This is a genomic window from Paenibacillus sp. FSL R7-277, assembly GCF_000517965.1.
GTDB lineage: Bacteria > Bacillota > Bacilli > Paenibacillales > Paenibacillaceae > Paenibacillus_AQ > Paenibacillus_AQ silagei.
In genome coordinates, this window is sequence record NZ_ASPX01000118.1 from 45,047 (window position 1) to 66,905 (window position 21,859).

General features: G+C 54.4%; 14 protein-coding genes. 12 read left to right on the forward strand and 2 right to left on the reverse strand.

Annotated elements, in window-relative coordinates; genetic code table 11:
* Positions 1-174: 174 nt before the first annotated feature.
* Positions 175-1,191: a ketoacyl-ACP synthase III gene (locus C173_RS30755; protein WP_036732566.1), complete on the forward strand. Its 1,017-nt coding sequence runs from the start codon at positions 175-177 to the stop codon at positions 1,189-1,191.
* Between the two features lie 241 nt (positions 1,192-1,432).
* Here C173_RS30755 and C173_RS30760 read toward each other — a convergent pair whose 3' ends face one another.
* Positions 1,433-2,458, reverse strand: coding sequence for a LacI family DNA-binding transcriptional regulator (locus tag C173_RS30760; protein ID WP_036732636.1), 1,026 nt, complete (start codon positions 2,456-2,458; stop codon positions 1,433-1,435).
* Between the two features lie 315 nt (positions 2,459-2,773).
* On the opposite strand from C173_RS30760, the gene C173_RS34410 reads away from it, so the two are divergent.
* Positions 2,774-7,933 carry a carbohydrate binding domain-containing protein gene (locus C173_RS34410; RefSeq protein ID WP_051478694.1) on the forward strand — a complete coding sequence of 1,720 codons (5,160 nt, stop codon included), beginning with the start codon at positions 2,774-2,776 and terminating at the stop codon, positions 7,931-7,933.
* Between the two features lie 683 nt (positions 7,934-8,616).
* Here the strand turns inward: C173_RS34410 and C173_RS30770 are convergent.
* The gene (locus C173_RS30770) at positions 8,617-9,171 is read right to left on the reverse strand and encodes a GbsR/MarR family transcriptional regulator (RefSeq protein WP_036732568.1); all 555 of its coding nucleotides are present in this window, start codon (positions 9,169-9,171) and stop codon (positions 8,617-8,619) included.
* Positions 9,172-9,426: 255 nt separating this feature from the next.
* Here C173_RS30770 and C173_RS30775 point away from each other — a divergent pair, with 255 nt between their 5' ends.
* From C173_RS30775 to C173_RS30825, 10 genes are all read left to right on the forward strand, one after another.
* The gene (locus tag C173_RS30775; RefSeq protein WP_036732571.1) at positions 9,427-10,626 is read left to right on the forward strand and encodes a quaternary amine ABC transporter ATP-binding protein; all 1,200 of its coding nucleotides are present in this window, start codon (positions 9,427-9,429) and stop codon (positions 10,624-10,626) included.
* Entirely contained in the window at positions 10,623-11,459 is an 837-nt protein-coding gene (locus C173_RS30780) for an ABC transporter permease (RefSeq protein ID WP_036732574.1), read from the forward strand. The genes C173_RS30775 and C173_RS30780 overlap by 4 nt, the downstream gene beginning before the upstream one ends.
* A gap of 15 nt (positions 11,460-11,474) precedes the next feature.
* Positions 11,475-12,362: a glycine betaine ABC transporter substrate-binding protein gene (locus C173_RS30785; RefSeq protein WP_235192080.1), complete on the forward strand. Its 888-nt coding sequence runs from the start codon at positions 11,475-11,477 to the stop codon at positions 12,360-12,362.
* 208 nt (positions 12,363-12,570) lie between these two features.
* Positions 12,571-13,185: a TVP38/TMEM64 family protein gene (locus C173_RS30790; RefSeq protein WP_036732577.1), complete on the forward strand. Its 615-nt coding sequence runs from the start codon at positions 12,571-12,573 to the stop codon at positions 13,183-13,185.
* A 940-nt stretch (positions 13,186-14,125) separates the two neighbouring features.
* On the forward strand, positions 14,126-14,962 hold the full coding sequence (gene yunB / locus C173_RS35255; RefSeq protein ID WP_235192083.1) for a sporulation protein YunB: 837 nt from the start codon (positions 14,126-14,128) through the stop codon (positions 14,960-14,962).
* Positions 14,963-15,238: 276 nt separating this feature from the next.
* Complete coding sequence (locus tag C173_RS30805) at positions 15,239-16,816, forward strand: response regulator (protein WP_036732582.1); 1,578 nt, start codon at positions 15,239-15,241, stop codon at positions 16,814-16,816.
* Positions 16,813-18,579 carry a cache domain-containing sensor histidine kinase gene (locus C173_RS30810; RefSeq protein ID WP_036732583.1) on the forward strand — a complete coding sequence of 589 codons (1,767 nt, stop codon included), beginning with the start codon at positions 16,813-16,815 and terminating at the stop codon, positions 18,577-18,579. The genes C173_RS30805 and C173_RS30810 overlap by 4 nt, the downstream gene beginning before the upstream one ends.
* Positions 18,580-18,706: 127 nt before the next feature.
* Entirely contained in the window at positions 18,707-20,110 is a 1,404-nt protein-coding gene (locus C173_RS30815) for an ABC transporter substrate-binding protein (RefSeq protein WP_036732585.1), read from the forward strand.
* A 21-nt stretch (positions 20,111-20,131) separates the two neighbouring features.
* Complete coding sequence (locus C173_RS30820) at positions 20,132-21,019, forward strand: carbohydrate ABC transporter permease (protein ID WP_036732595.1); 888 nt, start codon at positions 20,132-20,134, stop codon at positions 21,017-21,019.
* A complete protein-coding gene (locus C173_RS30825; protein ID WP_036732596.1) occupies positions 21,016-21,846 on the forward strand; it encodes a carbohydrate ABC transporter permease in 831 nt (276 codons plus the stop codon). Before C173_RS30820 ends, C173_RS30825 begins: the two co-directional genes overlap by 4 nt.
* The last annotated feature ends 13 nt before the right edge of the window (positions 21,847-21,859 follow it).

Sequence of the window (21,859 nt, forward strand, 5' to 3'; positions counted from 1 at the left end):
TCATCTTAACATTGTAAAGATTGTAGCATGTGTTTGTGATCTTTACAATGTTAAGATGTGATTGCTGCTGGGCGATTCCGGGTATACATTTTGCAAAATAGTCAGGAGCAGGTTATAATTAGTACCAAGTACTAATATCAGATACTAATAAAATCAAAAGCTGAGGTGGATCTAATGACAGGTGCAAAAATAACAGCGATCGGATCTTACGTGCCGGCCCGCAGACTTACGAATCAGGATCTGGAGCAGATGGTGGATACCAATGATGAGTGGATTGTGCAGCGGACGGGTATCCGGGAGCGCAGAATCAGCCGCGCGGATGAATATACCAGTGATCTGTGTGCAGCTGCCGTCCGGGATATGATGAAGCGTTATGGCAAAAGTGTGCAGGATGTCGATATGGTGCTTGTGGCGACCAGCACGCCAGACTTCTCTTTTCCATCTGTAGCGTCCATTGTGCAGAATACCCTTGGCATTCCGCTGACTGCGGGAGCGATCGATCTGAGCGCCGCGTGCGCCGGATTCGTATATGCTCTGCATACGGCTCACGCGCTGGTGTCTTCGGGACTGCATCATAAGGTGCTGGTCATTGGTGCCGATACGCTATCCAAGATCACAGATTATACGGACCGCAGTACCTGCATTCTGTTCGGGGATGGAGCAGGGGCTGTGCTGGTGGAGCGCAGCGGGAGCGGGACGCAGGACGACTTCATGGGATACCATCTCGGGAGTGACGGAAGCGGAGCGCAGCATGTCTATCGCACAGGGCTGGCGGAGAAGGTGAACGGAGTGGAGCTCTCCGGGACAGGGCTGCTGGTGCAAAATGGCCGGGAAGTATTCAAGTGGGCGGTCCGTACGGTTCCGCAGGGAGTACAGCAGGTGCTGAAGAACGCCGGAGCAGATATTGCGGAAGTAGACTGGTTCATCCCGCACAGCGCCAATCTGCGGATGATTGAACCCATCTGTGAACGGCTGAACTATCCTCTGCAGCAGGCATTATACAGTCTTGAAGCCTTCGGTAATACCTCGGCAGCCAGTATTCCGCTTGCGCTGGATCTGGGCATCCGCGAAGGGAAGGTGCGCAGCGGCCAGCAGGTGTTGCTGTACGGTTTCGGTGCGGGTCTTACCCATGCGGGCCAACTGGTCAGACTGTCGCTGGACCCTCAGGTGGCTGAGCCTACTCCGCTGTAATGCGGCCAGGATAGAGAGCATGGACAGGCTAATACGGGGGCCAAGCCGAAAAATGGTCCCCAAAACCAGAAAAACGGTGCCTTGAAGCTGTCCGGTAAATGAGCGATTATAGTATCGAAAGCGTTCTCAGGTAGTTGCGGAATGCAGCCAAGCTATTGTTCTGGGCTGGAGGGGAGGGATTGAAGGGCAGATCCGGGAAAGGCAGAAGTTCAGCGTTACGGCGATCCAGTGGTTTAGGCGTTCAGCGGTTCAAGCGGTTCAGCCCGCTGCCGCAGGATTCACGGACGATCAGCGCCGGTTCAACTACAAATGAGCCGCCTTCAGACTGGTTATTGATGAGATCGAACAGCATATGGGCGGCGAGCACACCCAGGCGTTCCTTGTTCTGGCGGATGGTAGTCAGCGTAGGGCTGGTATACTGGCAGGCCTCGATATCGTCACAACCGATGATAGCTACATCCTCAGGAACACGCAGACCCTGCTCCTTCAAGGCGCGGACTGCGCCGAGGGCGAGGAGATCGGAGGCGGCGAAGACCGCTTTTGGCAAATCTCCCGATTCAATTAACGAGTTCATTGCTGCATACCCGCTGGGCTCGAAGAAATCATCACCATGCACGAACCACTTAGGATTCATGACCAGGCCGAAGCCGGCAATGGCTCTGACATACCCTGCTTCGCGCCGGTTGGAGATATCCGAATCCGCTCTGCTGCCTATGAAACCAAGCTCCCGGTGTCCGAGCAGGTAGAAATGCTCCACCACTTTGGAGGCAATCTGGTAATTGTCTGACATGACATAGCCGGATTTCCTGCCGGTCAGCTCCAGGTCAACGCCGATGCAGGGAATATGGCTCCGGTCGAGTTCCTGTATCGCAGGCTCCATCTGTTCTCCCGAGATAATGACACAGCCGTCCACATGGAAATGCAGGCAACGCGAGTAGTAATCGCCGCTGTTAATGAACTTCTCATTCGAGAAGAAAATCAGATCATACCCCAGAACCCCCATCTGCTTCTTGAACGAATTCAGCACCTCAACAAAAAAAGGATGGGTAAATTCCACATTTAGCTCACCGGCAAAAATAACCCCGATCAGATTCGATTTCTTGGTAGCCAGCGTCTTGGCGGAGCTTGAGGGGGTATATCCGGTTTGTTCGATGATTTCGAGCACTCTTCGTTTCGTTTTTTCGGAAACATCGCTGTAATTATTCATGATTTTGGAGACAGTCGATACAGAGACCCCGGCCATTTCGGCGATTTTTTTGATATTCATTTGCATGGCTATGCTCACCCCCGCTTCATAGTTATAACAGGGCCAAAAGACGGGTATGCCAGGGTTTATCAAGGCTACTGACCGTTCACTTGGACACTCTCTGCTGTCAAACAGCAGTCCTTTCTAGAGTCTATTCAACTTGCCGAAACAAGTCAAAGGTTAATTGCGTTTAGAGGAATGGCACGGAGAAAATCGAAACCGATTTCGGTCAGGGTGCCTGAGGGTACTTTAGATTGAGCTGAGAGCAACTTGAAGGCAGCGGGGCGATGGAAATGCGGTAAGAGGAGACTCTAATCCTGAGGAGGCATACACGGAATGAAAAGAAATATATCAGCGTTGTTAGCGGCCGCTGTCATCGTTACGGGACTTCTATCGCCGCTGGGCAGCGGCGGGGCTGAGGCGAAGTCTGTTCAGGGCAGACTGACAGCGTCTGCGGAGACCACAGCCGCCTTGCAGAGCGGGAGCTTGGCTGCTAATGATTTGAAAGCGTTTACCGATGTAAAAGAGGGCAGCTGGGCGGCATATGCGGTGCAGCGCTGGAGCCGCAGCGGGGTGATCTCCGGCTACGGGGACGGCAGCTTCCGGCCGGAGCAGCAGGTCACCCGGGCAGAATTCACGGCAATCGTCAACCGTATATTCGGCTATAAGGATATGGCGGCTGTGCTTCCGGCGGATATCCCGGCGGCGGCCTGGTACAAGGACGATATCGCCAAAGCGGTAGCAGCGGGCTATCTGAGTGCAGACGCACATCAGCGAATCGAACCTGCGGCTCCCCTGAAACGCGGGGAGGCGGTCCTTGCGCTTCAGCGGATACTGAGGCTGGAGACTGAGCGTCAAGCCAAGGGCATGTACAGCGACCTGGCGGGAGCCGATAGTGCAGTTAGCGCTGCGGCGGATGCTTTTACGGCAGCCGGTTATATGCAGGGCTATCCCGGAGGCTTATTCAAGCCGGACGGGAGGATCACCCGTGCCGAGCTGGCGAAGCTGGCGGATACACTGGTGCCGGAGCTGCGCTCCGCCGCCGGGGAAGTGAAGCTGGGCAAGGTGAAGGGCAATGTGGTGCTGAGCCATGAGGATATTACACTGAGGGACACTATCATAGAAGGAAATCTCTATCTTACCGAGGGGATCGGGGAAGGAGTGATCCGGCTTCAGGGGGTGCAGGTTACCGGCACAACCTATATTCGCGGCGGTGGCGGGCAGGGCGTTAGCCTTACGGACAGCAGCCTTGGGGCTGTGCAGGTGGCGAAGCCGAAGGGCAGTGTCCGCATCGTTGCCAGCGGGACAACATCCGCCGGAACGGTACATCTTGATTCTGGTGCTATCCTTGAAGAAGCTGCGCTTACCGGGGAGGGATTCGCTGGTGTTGTCCTCCCGGCAGGTGAGCAGACGGTCACTCTTATTGGCAATTATGGGGTTGTATCCACCGCTGATGCGGCCGGAGGCAACCTCACGCTGAGCTTGTCAGGCAAGCTATCCAAGCTGATCTGGGGCACTCCCGGCAAGCTGGTGCTGATGAATCAGGCGCAGGTGGCTGAGCTGCTCCTTACAGCCGGTGCCCGGGGCACTACAATTACAGGCAGCGGCAGCTTCGGTACTGTGCTGAATCAGGCCGAGGCTGTAACGGCCGGGGGCATTGCTCTCATGCCAGGCAGCCGCAGCAATCTGAATCTGGCCTCGCCGCAGGCCAGCCAGCCGCCTGTGGCCGCCGGTGGCGGAGAGACAGCGCCGGCTACACCGGCTGTCCCCCCTTCGCCGGAAGTGACGCCGACTCCGGTGGTTACGCCTACGCCGGAACCAACAGCGACGCCAACACCGACGCCAACACCGACGCCAGAGGTTACGCCGGAGCCGACGCCAATACCGACGCCAGAGGTCACGCCGGAGCCAACAGCGACACCGACGCCGACACCGGTGGTTACGCCGGAGCCAACGTCGACGCCGACACCCACGTCAACACCCGCGCCGACCACTGATCCGTGGAGTCTGGTGTGGAATGATGAATTCGATGACAATGTCATTGATCCTGCGAAGTGGACCTATGATCTCGGAGACGGCACCGCTGTCGGGAATCCGGGCTGGGGCAATAATGAGCTGGAGTATTACACCAATGATCCGAAGAATGTGAAAGAGCAGGACGGTAAGCTAATCATTACCGCACGCAAGGAGGCAATAGGCGGCAAGCCGTACACTTCCACCAGAATTAAGACCAATGGCTTGTACAGCAAAATGTACGGCAAATTCGAGATCCGGGCGAAAGCTCCGGCTGGCAAGGGGCTGTGGCCGGCGATCTGGATGCTGCCGGAGAATTATGTGTACGGCAATTGGGCGGCCTCCGGGGAGCTGGATATTATGGAAGGCTGGGGCAGCCGTCCGAATGTGGTTGCCGGAACGATCCATTATGGTTCCCAGTGGCCGGATAATGTCTATTCCGGCAAGGAGTATGTATTGCCTGGCAGTTCCACCATTAAAGAGTTCCACACCTACTCCATTGAGTGGGAGCCGGGAGAGATCCGCTGGTATGTGGACGGGGTGCTGTTCTCGACCAAGAATGACTGGTACAGCAAAAGCAGCGGACAGCCGGCTATCAATGCGTATCCGGCACCGTTCAACCAGAAGTTCCACCTGCTGATGAATCTGGCAGTCGGCGGCAACTTTGACGGTAACCCTACGGATGAGACCGTATTTCCGAGTTCCATGGAGATTGACTATGTCAGAATCTATGAGCTGACTGGACGCGAATACCGGCAGCCGGTACCGGTGGAGCTGGCGAAGGAACCTTATCTGGAGGGAGCGAAGCCGCCGCTGGCAGACGGGAACTTCATTTATAACAGCGGGTTCATGGAGCAGGTAGAAGGAGATCCCGGGATGGGCATCCCGAATACAGCCCACTGGGTACTCTATAAAGATGAAGGCGCAGATGCGGCTCTATCTCTGGAGCAGGCCGGCGGCGTGAATCTGCTCAAGGTAAACATCTTGAAGCCGGGCGGCAACTCTTATTCGATCCAGCCGCAGGCGATTGTGTCGCTGGCAAAGGGCAGATTCTACAAGCTGAGCTTCGATGCCAGAACGGATACGGCCCGCGAGCTGACCGCCCGGCTGACAGGCGGCGCACCGCTTGGCTTTCCGTCCTATTCTCCAGCGTTCAAGGCAGCGCTGACCCCGCAGCTTCAGCATTACGAGACGATGTTCCAGATGAAGGAGAGCTCGGACAATGCCGCGCGGATCGAGTTCAATCTGGGGACCAATGCTTCCCCGGTATGGCTTGGCAATGCACGGCTTGAAGAGATCAGCAGCATTCCCTTCGATCATGACAGCGCCAAGGCGCCGCTCGGCAGCGGCAACCATCTCTACAACGGCAGCTTTGATCTGGGAGAACCGGACCGGATGAGCTATTGGCATATTGCTGCTTCAGGAGGTGCGGAGGTTACTCCGCGGGTTGAGGCTGACGGCCGCCTGAAGATGGACATTACAGACGCAGACACCGGCGGCAGCGAGGTTACGCTGCAACAGAAGGGAATCTTCCTGGTGCAAGGCCAGGATTATAAGCTGACCTTCGAGGTCGATAGCTTCTCCGCAAGGACAGCTGTAGTCGAACTGCAAGGCAATGACGGCGTAGTCTATGCTTCGGAGCCGGTTCAGCTGAATGCAGGACATCAGCAGGTTGAAGCGCTGCTCAAGAATCTCGCGGGGGCCACGGATCATCTTGGACAATTCGTACTGCGGCTTGACGGGACAGCAGGAACGGTCTTTCTGGATCAATTCGTGCTGGTACGCACCAGCTCATATTATGATCCTGATCTGACCTATTACCCGCTCTTGAACGGGGATTTCAGCTTCGGGCTTACGAGCTGGGAGCGGCTGCTGACAGAAGACGGCGGGCAGAGCACTGCCGCTGCGGTGGATGGAGCAGCCAAATTCAGCATTACTAATACCGGCAATCAGGCGTATTCGGTGATGCTTTTCCAGAATAACCTCAAGGCAGCGGCGGGCCTCGATTATGTGGTTGAATTCGATGCCAGTGCCAGCGTGGCCCGGCAGATGAATGTGAAGGCAGAGAATGCGAGCTATTCCCCTTCCATCGATAAGACGGTGGAGCTGACTCCAGAGATGAAGCATTACCGGTTCGAATTCCGGCAGGGGGCGAATGATATGCTCTCGCTGAAATTCCTGCTTGGCAAGGTAGGGGGTGTGAGCGTTCCGCAAAGTCATGATATCATCATCGATAATGTGCGATTCGAGATCAAGGACGCCCCGGCGAAGCCGCAGGAGCTGCTCGCAGATTCCACAGCCAACCGGGTATCACAGCCGATTGAGCTTACCTTCATCCCGAAAGCAGAATGGTCCGGCAGCATTAAGTCTCTTAAAGTGAACGGCGTCACGCTTGCGGCGGAGCTGTACGATGTAGGGCCGGGAGCAATCACAATTCAGCCTGCCGCCTTCCCGGCAGAGGGAAGCTATAACATTACCGTGGAAGCCGAAGGGTACGTCAATGCTAGTGTGGTTCAGACTATACTGGCGAATGATAACAATCTGGTCGTCAACGGATCATTCACCGGCGGCAGCTCGGGCTGGTCCACCTGGTCTGGTGAAGGTGGAGTCTCGTCCTTCCAAGTGGTGAACGGAGCAGCGGAGGTGCTGATCACGGCGGCCGGGTCACAAGCCTGGCACACCCAGCTCTATCAGGAGAAAATCCCGCTGGAAGCTGGCGCAACCTATGAGCTAAGCTTCAGAGCGAAATCTACCGTTCCCCGGCAGATTATCGTGGAATATAGCGGAACCTCTGCCCAGGCGGCTCAGGCGAAGTTCGACATTACAGCCACATGGGCGACTTACAGCACTCAGTTCAGTGTGACGAACGCCAATCCGCTGAAGCTGAACTATCTGATCGGCGCCACGCTGGGTGAAGATAAAACGGCGAACCATACGGCGCATACGATTTCTTTGGATGATATCGTGCTTAGAAAGGTAACAGACGGACCGGACACCGAGCCTGCCAGCGGCACACTGGATAACGGCACATTCGATGCGCAGCCGGCCCTTAAAGGCTGGACCCAGTACTTCGAGAGCACCGGAAATGCCGCAGTCCAGAATGGGGAGCTTGAGGTGTCGCTGGGCTTCACGGGATCTGCCAACTACGCCGCTCAGGTAGATTACAGAGATTTGAAGCTGACTCAGGGTAAAAGCTATACCTTGGCCTTCAGCGCCCGTTCGGATATCAACCGGCAGATTGAAGTAGCAGTCGAGCATTTCGGAGGAGATTATACGAAATATTTGCAGACAACCGCCGCTTCATTAACTGGCGAAATGCAGCGCTTCAGCTACACCTTCACCATGAACGGCGGAACGGATGCAGGGGTTCATCTGGTCTTTCTGCTGGGGCTGAATCCCGGAAACAGCGCAGAGACGAATGCGGCTATCGAAGCAGGCAATCATATCTACATCGATGATGTCAGTCTGATCGAGAACCCGTAAGCTAACGAAAGATGGTGTGATTTGCCGGAAGTATAACTGCCGAAAGACAGCACATCAGCATGCGAAAACGGCCGCAATCCTTGAATTAAAGGGTCGCGGCCGTTTTGATACTTATATGGAAACTATAGTTTCCCTGATAAAGCATCATATGGGATCAAATGAAAGTGAAAAACAGCATACATTGTGCTTAAACGCAGGCGCATGGCCCAAATGTATGCGGAAAACAACATACATTGTGCTCACACGCAGGCGCATGGCCCGAATGTATGCGGAAAACAGCATAAATTGTGCTCAAACGCATGTGATGGCCCGAATGTATGCGGAAAACAGCATACATTGTGCTCAAACGTAGGCGATGGCTCAAATGTATGCGAGGCTAGGTTCCCTTGAAGTCTTTGGTAGTTCCATTTCCTGCTTAAACAGTGGAGAGGACGAAACGATTGTGGAGAAGCGATAGCGGTCGCCTTGGTCTCCGGATTTTCACCGAATAGGGGAATGAAAAAAATTCTTACGAGCACAGCGATTGTAACAACGTTTCGTTCGCGGAGCGTCCTCACCGAGCGCAAACGTCCATCCAACTCCAAAACACGGGGTGTCCCTGCCATTTCATGGCTTATGGAACATCCCCTTTTGGAACAGCCTTTTCAGCATGAGCAGAATAGTTTGAACGCCAATAGCTGATATTATTCTTTAGGGATTAATTCAAAGATCTTGCCGGTCTCCAGCGCTTCGATCAGCTTCAGCAGCCAGCGGTAATATTTAATGGCTTCTTCAATCTTGAGCTCGTCGGTGTGGAGCAGGCGCGATAGGTCGGGCTCGTCCGCGTAATCGATTTTCATTTGCCGGATTTCGGCGAGTGATTTGTTAAGGGCGGTCATATTCCCTTCAACTGCTTTTCTCCATTTAATAGAGAAGTAATCGCTGAAGTTCTGATGCCAGTCGGGAACCACCTCGAACAGATCCTTGCGGGTGCCCTTGCCCCAGACTTTATCGATCATCTTCAAATCAAGCAGTGTACGTACTCCAGTACTCATGGAGGTCTTACTCATGCCCATGGTGCTGCTTAGCTCATCCAGTGTAACCGGGCCCTCATTAAAGTACATGTAACCGTATAAATGCCCGATGGACAGGGTGATGCCGTATAAATCCATATTTTTGCCGATAGAGTCGATGACCCGTTCACGGGCTTTGCTGATTTTTTCTATTTGCTCGGGCAAAAGCCCCTCTAAATCGTTCATGATGTCCCTCCTGAGGAATAGGCTGACATTCTGCATGTCTCTCCTAGTGTATTGTAATCAAATCCCCGGCAAGAAGTAAAGAATTCATCCAGAACGGAATCCGGCGTTAAACAGAGTATTCTATACGTAAAGTACGTAAAGTTAAAACTGTACACTCAATTCTTAGCGAATATGAGCTTTGCGTATTTTTTCGTAAGTCCGTTACACTAGGTCAGTAGCGTTAACCCGAAAGTAAAAGGAGAGAAGGAGGTCAACATGGCAATTATAGAGGTGAAACAGTTAACCAAAGTATTCGGTCATGATGCAGCACGGGCGCTTCCATTATTAGAACAAGGCTGGTCCAAAGAAAAGATCGCCCGGGAAGCCAAGCTGACGGTCGGTGTGAATAAAGCCGAATTCAGCATTGAAGAGGGAGAAATATTTGTCATTATGGGATTGTCGGGCAGTGGTAAATCCACGCTCGTCCGTCTGTTGAACCGGCTGATTGAGCCTACCGGAGGACAGGTGCTGTTCAAGGGTAAGGATGTTGTCAAGATGAATCCGGAGCAGCTTCGGGAATTCCGGCGGAAGAATATCGGCATGGTCTTTCAAAAGTTCGCGCTGTTCCCGCACCGCAGTGTGCTGGCTAACGCAGAATACGGACTGGAAGTGCAGGGCGTGGAGAAAAGCAAACGAACCCGGCTGGCCATGGAGGCTCTTGAGCTTGTAGGGCTGAAGGGCTGGGAGAACCACCGCCCGGATCAGCTCAGCGGAGGCATGCAGCAGCGTGTCGGCCTGGCGCGCGGTCTGGCCAATGATCCTGACATTCTGCTGATGGATGAAGCCTTCAGTGCGCTTGATCCGCTGATCCGCAAGGATATGCAGCAGGAATTGCTGGAGCTGCAATCCAGAGTGAAGAAGACGATTGTCTTCATCACGCATGATCTGGATGAAGCGCTGCGGATCGGGGACCGTATTGCCCTGATGAAGGACGGGGTCATTGTCCAGATCGGATCGCCGGAAGAAATTCTGATTCAGCCTGCGAACAAATATGTGGAACGCTTCGTGGAGGATGTGGATCTGTCCAAAGTATTGACCGCTTCCCATGTGATGCGCCAGCCGGAGATGATCCGCCCGGAACGCGGTCCCCGGGTAGCCCTGCAGCTCATGCGGGACAGCGGGGTCTCCAGCCTGTATGTCGCAGATAATGAGATGCGGCTGCAAGGTCTGCTGACAGCGGATAATGCCTCACAGGCCTTGAAGGAGAACCGCAGTATTCTGGATGTGATGCTGCGCGACATTCCCCGGGTTCAGCCGGATACCCTGCTGAATGATCTGTTCGAGCTGATGTCGGAGACGCATCTGCCCGTTGCAGTAGTGGGGGAAGGCGAGAAGCTGAAGGGCATTGTTATCAAAGGGGCCGTGTTGTCTGCCCTGGCCGGTAACGCGGTTCCTGAAGGAGGAATTGGTTCATGAATTTACCTAAAATACCGCTCGGAAAGGGCGTAGAATGGATTGAAAATTGGCTCACGACCTACTTCGGCCCTATATTTGATATCATTCATGCTGTGATTGGCGGAATGGTGAGCGGGATTGATGCGGCGCTGAATTTCCTGCCTGCAATGGTGCTGACCCTTCTGATCGCAGCTCTGGCCTACTGGATCGGCAAATGGCGGATGGCGCTGTTTGCGGTGGTCGGACTGCTCCTGATTGACAATCTTGGATTGTGGGGACCGTCGATGCAGTCGCTGGCCCTGGTACTGACAGCCTCTCTGCTGGCTGTAGTGATCGGGGTTCCGCTCGGAGTGCTGTGTGCACAGAGCCGGACTTTCCAGAATATTGCCACCCCTATCTTAGACTTCATGCAGACGATGCCGGCGTTCGTATATCTGCTTCCAGCCGTGTCGTTCTTCTCGCTGGGTGTTGTTCCCGGCGTCATTGCTTCTATTATATTTGCGATTCCGCCAACGATCCGGTTAACGAACCTGGGGATTCGCCAGGTCTCACCGGAGCTGGTGGAAGCGGCGGATGCCTTCGGTTCAACCGCAGGGCAGAAGCTGTTCAAGCTGCAATTGCCGATCGCGCTCCCGACCATTATGGCCGGGATTAACCAGACGATTATGCTCTCGCTGTCTATGGTCGTCATATCGTCCATGATCGGTGCCCAGGGTGTAGGTGCCTATGTATACCGTGCAGTATCACAGGCGAAGACGGGTGCGGGCTTCGAGGCGGGGATTGCGATTGTTATTATTGCCATTCTGCTGGATCGTCTTACCCAGAAGCTCTTCAAATCCAAACCACAAGAATAGGAGTGTATGATTAATATGAAAAGAATCCAATCGATAAAGCGCAAACCGCTAATGATGCTCATGCTGCTGATGGCAGTAATTCTGGTAGCAGGTTGTTCGTCCAATAATAACAATAGTACGGTGAAGCTGGCTTATGTAGCCTGGGATTCCGAGATCGCCAGTACTAACGTAGTCAAGGAAGTGCTGGAAACGAAGCTCGGTGTGAAGGTGGAGATGCTGCAGGTCGATGCCGGACCGATGTGGGCAGGGATTGCTGACGGAAGCGCAGATGCCATGGTAGCCGCCTGGCTGCCAAGCACGCATGCCTCTTATCTGGAGAAATACGGCAAGGACATTGAGGATGCCGGTGTGAATCTGGATGGAACGAAGACCGGGCTTGCCGTTCCCGCCTACATGGAGATCAACTCCATTGAAGATCTGAATAATGCAGAAGTAGCGGCAACGCTCGATAAGCGGATTATCGGAATTGAGCCGGGGGCCGGAATTATGACGGCCACGGAAAAAGCGCTCGAAGCCTACGGCTTGAGCGATTATACGCTGCTGGAGAGCTCGTCGGCGGCGATGGCGCAGGAGTTGCAGAAGGCTTTTGACAAGAATGAACCGATTGTAGTCACTGGCTGGACTCCGCACTGGATGTTCGCCAACATGGACCTCAAGTACCTGGACGATCCGAAGAATGTCTACGGCGGTGCCGAGCAGATTCATACGATGGTCCGCAAAGGCCTGAAGGAAGATATGCCTGATGTACACAAGTTCCTGAGCCAATTCAAATGGACCGCAGAGGATATGGAGCAGGTTATGGTCAAGATTCAGGGCGGACAATCGCCTGAAGAAGCGGCCAAGGAATGGGTAGAGAGCAATGAAGCCAAGGTTAATGAGTGGACAACTGGTATCTCTGCTTAAGTGAACTCTGTAGGGTTCAGTGATCTGGCGGCGATGACCGATGTGTGCTATGATGGGAGAAAATAAGCAACAATTCTGTAACTTGTACGCTTATGTCGCAGAATCTATAGTTAGATGTTCAATAAACACCCCGCAAGGGGTGTTTTTCTTCAACATTAATGAGCGGTTCCTTTACATGCTGCTAAGAGTCAGGGAAGGAGAGCGCTCTATGACCGAGATGATCAATGCCTGGATTGACTGGCTGCTGCAAAGTCTGGGACTTAGCGGCCCGTATATTGTTTTTGCTACCTTTCCGCTCGCCGTGCTGCAAAGCTTGTTCGGATTTTTCCCCCTGGCGATTCTGATTGTGCTGCATGTCTCTGTATTCGAAGTGATCGGCGGGATGGCTGTCAGCTGGCTGGCCTGCAACCTGGGCGCGGTAGTCGTCTATTTTCTCTTCCGGCGTTATCTCTTCGACTGGTTCGACCGTAAATGGGGCTACAAGCTCAAGAAGTATGAGAAATGGCAGACCTATCTGGACCGTTACGGCATCTGGACCCTGGTGCTGCTGCGTACGATTCCGATTGTGCCCAGCAATATCATTAATCTGATGTCAGCCGTGTCTCCAATGAAGCCGGCGGCTTTTGTCTGGGGGACGGTGCTCGGCAATCTGTCTTTTATCTGGCTGTTCGGTACGCTCAGCTCCTCGCTCATTGTCCCGCGTGAGGACTGGAATGGTTTTCTGTTGTGGTATGGTGTATTTATGCTGATTCTGCTTGCTATCTTTGTCCGGCTGCATTGGGGGCATCTTCAGGAGGATAAGCGCAAGCGGGCGGGGCATTAGAAGAACGTTGCTGCGGTGTGGTGCCGCGGGGATGTTCTTTTTTTTGTGGATTAGAAAATTATGATTTGCGTCCGATGTGGATAAGTTGTGCATAAAGTTGGGGGTAAGTGTCTTGGAGCATCGGCAGGATGATTATATTCTGGACCAGTAATAGGAATGACTTCGCTGATTTCACCGAACAGCCGGATATGGTCGAAAAACCGATCACATTCGGTGCGGCAGTGGCGTGTGGGCCGAATGTATAAGTAAAAGCGAATATCATGTGGCCACAGCCAGTAACAAATTTCGAGAAATCCTGCAAGAATTGCAACAATGCTGCTCCATACAAGCGGCGGTGAGGGAGACAACCCTCAGAATGGACCAGATATATCAAGGCGGAAGCCCCACATTGTGGGGTTATTTCGTACGGGTGCTGAATAGCTTAGTAGTACAGGCGGCTTGACCGCAGAAATGTCGGGAGGGACGGCAGGGCATGGGCAGAATCAGAAAATGGGGGAAACGGAGCACAGGCGTACCGCTCTTCGGGCGTCTGCGTCTGCCGGACTTCAGCGGAAGCGGTCTGAGGGGGCCGGGCGGGCGCCGCCAGGCCTTCAAGGCCAAACCGTCCAGAGCGGGAATCCGGCCGCCGGGTGCGGGTTCGGGAGCAAGGTTCGAAGCGAAGCCTTCAAGACCCGGCGCGGGTCTGCCTGGCCGGAGCTGGGGACGGAGCGGGGGCTTCGTGGCGAAGCCCTCCAGGTCCGGCGTCCGGCTGGACGGGAGTGAAGCAGATTACGGGACAGCGAAGCCGTCCGGGAGAACAGCGGGCGCTCCAGGCCAGCGGGTCTGGCGCAAGGCCGGGCGTGGGGGCGGCGGGTTCCGCCTGTTCGGCAACAGGGACGGGAAGCGGCAGGAAGCCGACGGGGGCAAGGGGCGGAAGCCGCGCAGACGGGGCAGATTCTGGATCGTTCTGAGCCTGCTGCTGCTTCTGGCGGTGCTGCAGGGGCTGCGTTATGTGGAGCAGCACCTGAAGCCGCCGATTCTCCATCTGGCACAGATCCGGGTGAAGCAGATCGCCACGGAATCCATTAACAAGGCGATTACGTCCCAGGTGGCGGACGGCGGGAATGCTGAGGCGCTAATTGACTGGAAGACGGATAAGAGCGGCAAAATCTCCGGCTTCATGCTCAACTATAAGGAGCATATGCGGATTACCTCGCAAGCCGCCGAGGTGATACAGTCCACACTGCAGGAGCTGCATAACCGCAGCGAGCGTATTCCGCTGGGCCAGGCGCTTGGCAGCCCGCTGATTGCCTCCTTTGGACCCGATATTCCGATCAAGATCGAACCTCAGGGGGCCGTGAAGGTGGAGCTGAATACCCGGCAGCAAAATGCCGGAATCAATATGATTCTGGTTGAGGTCTATATTCACATTGTGACCGAGGTAGCGGTCGTAATCCCCTTTGACATGGATCCGCAGGTGGTGGACACAGAGATCCCCGTCTCCTACCTGATGGTAGTCGGTGACGTTCCGATGTACTACTATGACAATCAGGGCAAGCCTGTCGGCGAGAACGGCAGCAGCGCCCCGGGCATCGCCATCCCGGCCCCTTCGCTGAGTACGGAGAAAAGCAGCACCGGCGCGGAAGGCACGCCTTCAGGCGGCGGCAACAGCAGTTCAGGCTCGGGCGGATCAGGCGGACATGCGGGCAGCGGGGAGAGCCCCTCGCCTGCATCAGGCAGCAACAATGCGCCGGATGCGGAAAGCGGAAGCGGAAATACGGGGGATGGGCCGGAGTAGGGGAGAAGCGGGGATAATGTCGGGGTAAGGGCTCCTGTGGTCATTTAATGGCTAAATGGGGGTCTTTTTTTATTGTGCCGGAGAGGTTGATACGGGCTAATGCGGATAAATTGCGGAATTAGTTGGCAGGCTGCCGGTGCGATGAGGACGATGAGGGAAGTATTCAAATCCACCTTTCCAATATGAATCCACTAGGAATGAACCGGAATGGCTTCTATAATAAGGGCAACACTGCGGCTGACAGGGGCTGTAAGCCAATCTTGGGGGGCTAGCATAATGAGAATATTGATCGTGGATGATGAGCCCAGACATCTTAGAGGGATGGTCAATCTGATCGGACGCCTTCGGCCGGAGGATCAGGTGGTGGCGGTGCAGGATGGCTTGTCCGCTATGGAAATGGTGAAAGCCCACCGCCCGGAAGCTATATTGACTGATATCCGTATGCCCGGAATGGATGGGCTTGAATTTCTGGAACGGCTTAAGCTTGAAGGTATCCGGACCAAGGTCGTAATGGTATCCGCTTACAATCTGTTCGAGTATGCGCAGAAGGCAGTTCATTATGGGGCTTACGATTACCTGCTGAAGCCGGTGGAGATTGACCAGGTAGCGGATGTCCTAAGCCGGATCGACCTTCTGCTGACAGCGGAACAGAGGCAGCGCCGTGAAGAGGAAGAAATGCAGCACCGGCTTAAGCTCGCTTCTTCCGCCTACCTGAACCGGCTCATGCTGTCCTGGCTGAACGGCAGTGCGTCCTTGGCCGAGCTGGCGGAGCTGGACGGTTATGATTGGCTGCGGGAGAGCGGTGTCGCTGTGTATTCGGAGCTGAACTCCTGCCAGGACAGCGGCGTGTTCATCCGTGCTCTGGAGCAGGCCTGGGGCAGGTGGGGGGAAGCCATCACCATTCCCTTGAGCGGGATGACGGAGGACGGCTCTCTTGCCGCCGTTACCTTGATTTCCCTGGAAGCCCTTACCGGGGACAAGCGGGAAGAAGCCCGGTCCATTGCCCGTTCCTTGGCGGCGGATTGGGCGCATACCGGACAGCTCACCCACGGGATTGGCCCGGAATGCCGTTCCCTCCGGGAGGAAGCGCCGCGGTCCTATCTGGCAGCCAGAACGGCCAACAGTTACAACTTCTATGATTTCCGGCAGGGGCTGCTGTTTTCAGATGAGATCAGGTTTTCTTCCCGCGAGGCCGTTCCTGACTGGAGCAAGGTCTATGAGGCGTTGAAAATGGATGATGCTGCGCTTGTTCTGGAAGCTTGTGTGGAAGCCCTCTGCCAGCTTGCAGACGGTGGACATGCCAGCCCTATGCTGCTAAAGGAGCAGGCATCGCTAATGCTGCTGCAGATCCGGAGTGAGCATCAGGACATTCTGGATAAGAGAGCGCAGCAGATGCTGACCGGTACGGCTACGATGCTTATCCGCTCATGCCGCTCGTACCCGGAGCTGGTGGCCCATTTGGGGCAGGCACTCCGGGAAGCGCATTTGGCCTTAACCGTATCCCGGCAGGATCAGGGGGAGAGCATGATCGCTGAATGCCTAAGCTGGATACAGCAGCATATGAAGGAGGAGCTTACACTGGAGCGGGCAGCTGAGCATTTCCATTTTAACCCTTCCTATTTCAGTACACTGATCAAGAACAGGACGGGAAAAACGTTCTCGGAGCATGTGACGGCGGCCCGGATGAAGCGGGCCAAGGTACTGCTTGCCGGGGAGCCGCTCCGAATATATGAGATATCCCTGGAATGCGGATTTCAGGATACGAAATATTTTTGCCGCGTATTCAAGAAGTATTACGGCATGTCGCCCAAAGCCTATAAGCATGCGCTGTCGCAAAGGAAACGTGAGGCATGAAGATCACCTTCCGTTACCGGCTGCTGGCCAGCTATATTCTGTTGATCGCCATTCCCCTGCTCGTTCTGGGGGCTTTATTCTACCGGACCAGCCTGAAGATTATCACAGAGCAGGCGCAGAAGAATGTATATGAGATTGTCAGGAAGAATAATGAAGTCATGGACACCAAGCTGCGGATCGTGGACCAGAACAGCATGTCCTTGTTCCTCGATAAGGATCTGTTCCGCATCTTCAACCAGCTGGACCCCGCGAATGAAGCGGAGCTGTTCGCAGCCGACCGGCAGGTGACGGCTGTGCTCGGCAAAACCTTTTCCCAGAACCAGGATATCTTTGCCTACCAGCTATGGACCTCCTACTTCACCTTCGGACAACCCCTGCCTCAAGGAGAACCGACGCAATCGGATATATACCGTATGGCCCGGCAGGCGGGAGGGAAGCTGGTGTGGATACCGACTTATGAGTTCGCGTCCATGTTCAACCAGCCCTATCTGCAAGGCGGAAATCTGGAGTTCCGTTATCTCTTCTCGGCTACACGTCTGCTGGACTTCACCTATCTGAGCAATACGAAGCTTGCTAAAATGGATGCCGGAGTGGAACGCCCCGTACTTGCCATAAGCTTCAAATCCGAGGTGCTTAAATCCTTGTATGCAGACAGCCTTCCGGGGAACTCGCGCTACATGGTGCTTGATCCGCAGGACAGGGTAGTCGCCAGCAGTGAGCCGGGTCAGGTTGCACAGATCTATAAGGAGGCAGGACTGGACAAGCTGCAGCGGGAGAACAGCGGGGCACGGAGAATGAAGCTGGACGGCGAAGCGGTGATCGTCTGCTTCGACCGTTCGGAGGTGACCGGCTGGATGTCTGTGGTGTGGATACCGCAGGCAGGGCTGGTGAGCAGCCTGGTGCCGGTGATCCGGACATCTATTACTGTATTGGCTGTTGTGATGGGGATTGTGGCTCTGATCTTCGCTTTTTTCATTGCAGGTAAAATCACTAAGCCCATCAAGCGGCTGCTCAGCGCGATGAGATCGGTGGGCGAGGGAGATTTCCAGACCCGCGTGGATGTGGTGAGCCATGACGAGTTCGGCGTGCTGACGCAGCGCTTCAACCGGATGAATGACCGGATTCAGCTGTTGGTGACGGAGAATTACGAGATCAAGCTGAAGGAGAAAGAGGCTGAGATACAGGCGCTGAATATGCAGATGCATCCGCACTTCCTGTACAATACGCTGAATGTGATGAACTGGACGGCAATTGAGAATGATCAGCAGGAGCTTAGCAGGATGCTTGTCTGTCTATCCAACATGCTGCATTATACCTCCCGGAAGACATGGGACGCCGTACCGTTGTCCGAAGAGATGAGCTGGATGAGTAATTACTTCTATATTATGTCGATCCGCTTCGAGGACAAGTTCACCGTGGAGTATGATATGGACCCGCAGCTCTTGGCGTACGATGTGCCGAGACTGCTGTTCCAGCCCTTTGTGGAGAATGCGATTCTTCACGGCTTCGATCAGACCGGCTCTGGCGGACTCATTGGAATCCGCGGCTGGATTAACGGCAGAACCCGGCATTACGAGGTGGCCGACAACGGCCGGGGCATGAGTGCGGAGACGGTACACAGAATTCTGTATCAGAAGTCTTCCTCTGTGGGTATTAAGAATACTATTGACCGCATTCAGATGACCTACGGCGGCGAGTACGGGATATCCATCTTCTCGACTCCGGGAGCAGGCACGAAGGTAGTGATTACTTTGCCGCTATAAGCCAATCCCGGTCCACCAATCCAAAGAGATTAGGGTTATGTAAGCGCTATCTTATATTTTATAATAAAGGCATCATAGACTGCAGCTATGAACCCGTTGAACTTAGAAATCGAGAGGGGCTTGGAATATGTCGCAACCCAGGAAATCAGTCTTCATCACATTGGCTCTGGTTGTAGTGCTTGCCGCTGTGCTGTCTGCGTGCTCGAAGTCTAATACTGCAAGCCCTGACACTTCCGCATCTTCCGGGAATTCCGGATCGAAGGAGAATATTAAGCTGCGGATGACTGTCTGGGGATCACCGGAAGAAGTGGCTCCTTATAAAAAAGCGATTCAGAATTTCGAGGCCAAGCATCCGAGCGTAAAGGTCGAGCTTCAGCATATTGCCGCTGACTATGATACCAAGCTGACAACTATGGTCGCCGGGAATGATGTGCCTGACATCGCTATGATGGAGTCGGGGACGATTGCTTTTCCGATGGCGGAGCAGGGCAAATTCTATAATCTTCAGGAATTTCTCGATAAGGATACCGAGATTAGTCCCGATACGCTAGTTCCTAATATTACCTATTCCCTGGAGCCGGGCAATGTGATTGGAATCGGCCCTGGCCCCGAATCCTTCGCCTTGTTCTACAATGAGGATATCTTCAAGGACGCCGGCATAGCGCCTCCCCCGTCGAATGTGGCGGATGCGTGGACCTGGGATGAATTCGTCGAGGTTGCCAAGAAGCTGACTGTGGACATGAATGGCAAAACAGCGGACCAGGAAGGCTTCGATCCGACCAGAATCAAGCAATATGGAGCAAATATCTCCACCTGGTGGGGGGTGTACAGCAACTTCATCTATTCCAACGGCGGGGATTTCATCTCAGCGGACGGCAAAACCTTCGGGCTGAACCAGCCGGAGGCGGTGGAAGCCCTCCAGAAAATATCCGATCTGATGAATGTGCATCATGTCTCCCCTTCACCCGTGCAGTCCAAGAATATTCCGGCAACGAATGTAGCGCTCCAGACCAAGAAGGTGGCGATGACTGTAGACGGGCAATGGGCAAGCGCAGGCCTCGCCCAGTCGAAGTTCAACTTCAATGTCGGGGTCATGCCTGTAATGAAGGAGCCGGTCACCACCGTGGTCTGCGGCATGTTCTCCATTTTCAAATCCACCAAGCATCCCCAGGAGACCTGGGAGCTGCTGAAGGCGCTGCTCGATCCCGAAGCCTCCATTGACATGCTTACAGCCGGAACCTGGATGCCATCTCCCAAGGACTGGTACACCGATCCTGCGCTACTGGCCAAATGGACGGAGAATCTGGACGCCAGACCGTCCGGCTATAAGGAAGCCATTGTCGATGTGATTCTGACCAAAGGGCATCAGACCCCGACCGGCTATGTGAAGAATTTCAACAATATTATGGACTTGGTCAATCCTGCGCTGGATAAGGTGTGGCTCGGCCAGCAGACGGCCCAGGAAGCGATGGACTCCATCGCGGCAAAGGTCCAGGCCCAGATTAAGGGACGGCGCGATATCAAGGAATAATCAACAAGACTGGAGGCCAGTATGCGAAAAGGAATGTTCTACGGGCTGCTGTTCACCGCCCCCGCCATCCTTGGGTTTGCCATTTTTACGCTGGGTCCCATGATCGCCAGCCTGGTGCTCAGCCTGACTAACTATAATGTGTTCAAAGAGCAGACCGCTTTCACCGGTCTGGATAATTACCTGCGGCTGTTCTCAGGTGAAGATGAGCTGTTCTATAAATCGCTGGGGATCACCTTCTATTTCGTCATACTGCGTGTGCCTGCGGTGATTCTCCTCTCCTTCGGGATCGCGCTGCTATTGAATCTCAATGTGAAGGGAAGGGCTATCTTCCGTACGATCATCTACCTGCCGAGTATTGTTCCGGCGGTGGCCTCGGCCATGATCTGGATGTGGCTGCTTAACCCTGACCTGGGCCTCATCAATTCGCTGCTGAGCCGCTTGCATCTGCCGACCAGCAACTGGCTGTACGGGGAAGGCAGCGTGATCCCCTCAGTCGTACTTACCACGCTCTGGGGGATCGGCAGCACGGTGATTATTTTCCTCGCCGGACTCTCCGGCATTCCCCGGCAGTATTACGAAGCGATTGAGGTGGACGGGGGCGGCTGGTTCCGCAAGCTGAGCCATGTGACGGTGCCGATGGTCACCCCCACGATCTTTTTCAATACCATCATGACGATTATCGGTTCCTTCCAGGTCTTCAACGAAGCCTACATTCTGACGCAGGGCGGACCGAATAACCGGAGTTTGTTCTATGTATTTTATTTGTGGAGAACAGGCTTCCGGGATGCCGAGATGGGGTATGCGTCCGCGCTGGCCTGGATCTTGTTCGTCATTATTCTGTTCTTCACCTTCATCGTCTTCAGAACCTCGAAGTCATGGGTGTATTACGAAGGGGGGGACCGGGCTTGAGGCCATCGAAGCTTTCACTTACCGCAGGTTACGGGGCGCTGATCCTAATCTCCTGTATGTTCATCATTCCGTTTGTCTGGCTGATCCGCAGCTCGCTGATGAATTTATCGCAGATATTCACCATGCCCCCCGAATGGATACCGAAGCCGTTTCAATGGGGCAATTTCCATAAGGCGCTTACGGTGCTGCCGTTCGATGTCTTCTTCAAGAATACGCTCATCATCGTGGTCACCGTGCTGGTGGGAACCGTAATTACGAGCAGCATCGGAGCCTTCGGATTCTCACGGATTCCGTGGAAGGGCAGGGATGCGGTGTTCGCGGTCCTGATGACCAGCATGATGCTGCCGGCGGCGGTGACGATGATCCCAAGCTTTCTGGGCTGGCAGATGATGGGGTTCTACGATACGTTGTATCCGCTGATTGTGCCCGCTTATTTCGGCGGGGGAATCTTCAACATCTTCCTTCTCCGGCAATTTTATCTGAGCATTCCGCGCGATTTCGATGAAGCTGCCTATGTGGACGGGGCGAATTACTGGCAGATCTATACCCGGATCATCTTTCCCCTAAGCCGTTCCGCGATTATCGTAGTGGCCTTGTTCAGCTTCCTGGCCTCCTGGAATGACTTCATGGGACCGTTGATCTATCTGAAAAGCGACAAATGGTTCACCCTCGCGCTGGGCCTGCAAATGTTCCAGGGCACCTATACCGCGCAGTGGGATCTGCTGATGGCGGCCTCGGCGACCGTCGTTCTGCCCTGCGTCATTGTGTTTCTGGCCGGACAGCGGTACTTCCTGGAGGGCATAACCTTAACGGGATTAAAAGGATAAAGGAGGCGGGGAA

Bases quoted from the DNA above. Each gene is read 5' to 3' on its own strand.
- C173_RS30810 (WP_036732583.1), top strand. From the start codon at position 16,813: ATGAAGATCACCTTCCGTTACCGGCTGCTGGCCAGCTATATTCTGTTG.
- C173_RS30805 (WP_036732582.1), top strand. From the start codon at position 15,239: ATGAGAATATTGATCGTGGATGATGAGCCCAGACATCTTAGAGGGATG.
- C173_RS30815 (WP_036732585.1), top strand. From the start codon at position 18,707: ATGTCGCAACCCAGGAAATCAGTCTTCATCACATTGGCTCTGGTTGTA.
- C173_RS30755 (WP_036732566.1), top strand. From the start codon at position 175: ATGACAGGTGCAAAAATAACAGCGATCGGATCTTACGTGCCGGCCCGC.
- C173_RS30790 (WP_036732577.1), top strand. From the start codon at position 12,571: ATGACCGAGATGATCAATGCCTGGATTGACTGGCTGCTGCAAAGTCTG.
- C173_RS30775 (WP_036732571.1), top strand. From the start codon at position 9,427: ATGGCAATTATAGAGGTGAAACAGTTAACCAAAGTATTCGGTCATGAT.
- C173_RS30785 (WP_235192080.1), top strand. From the start codon at position 11,475: ATGAAAAGAATCCAATCGATAAAGCGCAAACCGCTAATGATGCTCATG.
- C173_RS30760 (WP_036732636.1), bottom strand. From the start codon at position 2,458: ATGAATATCAAAAAAATCGCCGAAATGGCCGGGGTCTCTGTATCGACT.
- C173_RS30780 (WP_036732574.1), top strand. From the start codon at position 10,623: ATGAATTTACCTAAAATACCGCTCGGAAAGGGCGTAGAATGGATTGAA.
- C173_RS30770 (WP_036732568.1), bottom strand. From the start codon at position 9,171: ATGAACGATTTAGAGGGGCTTTTGCCCGAGCAAATAGAAAAAATCAGC.
- C173_RS34410 (WP_051478694.1), top strand. From the start codon at position 2,774: ATGAAAAGAAATATATCAGCGTTGTTAGCGGCCGCTGTCATCGTTACG.
- C173_RS30820 (WP_036732595.1), top strand. From the start codon at position 20,132: ATGCGAAAAGGAATGTTCTACGGGCTGCTGTTCACCGCCCCCGCCATC.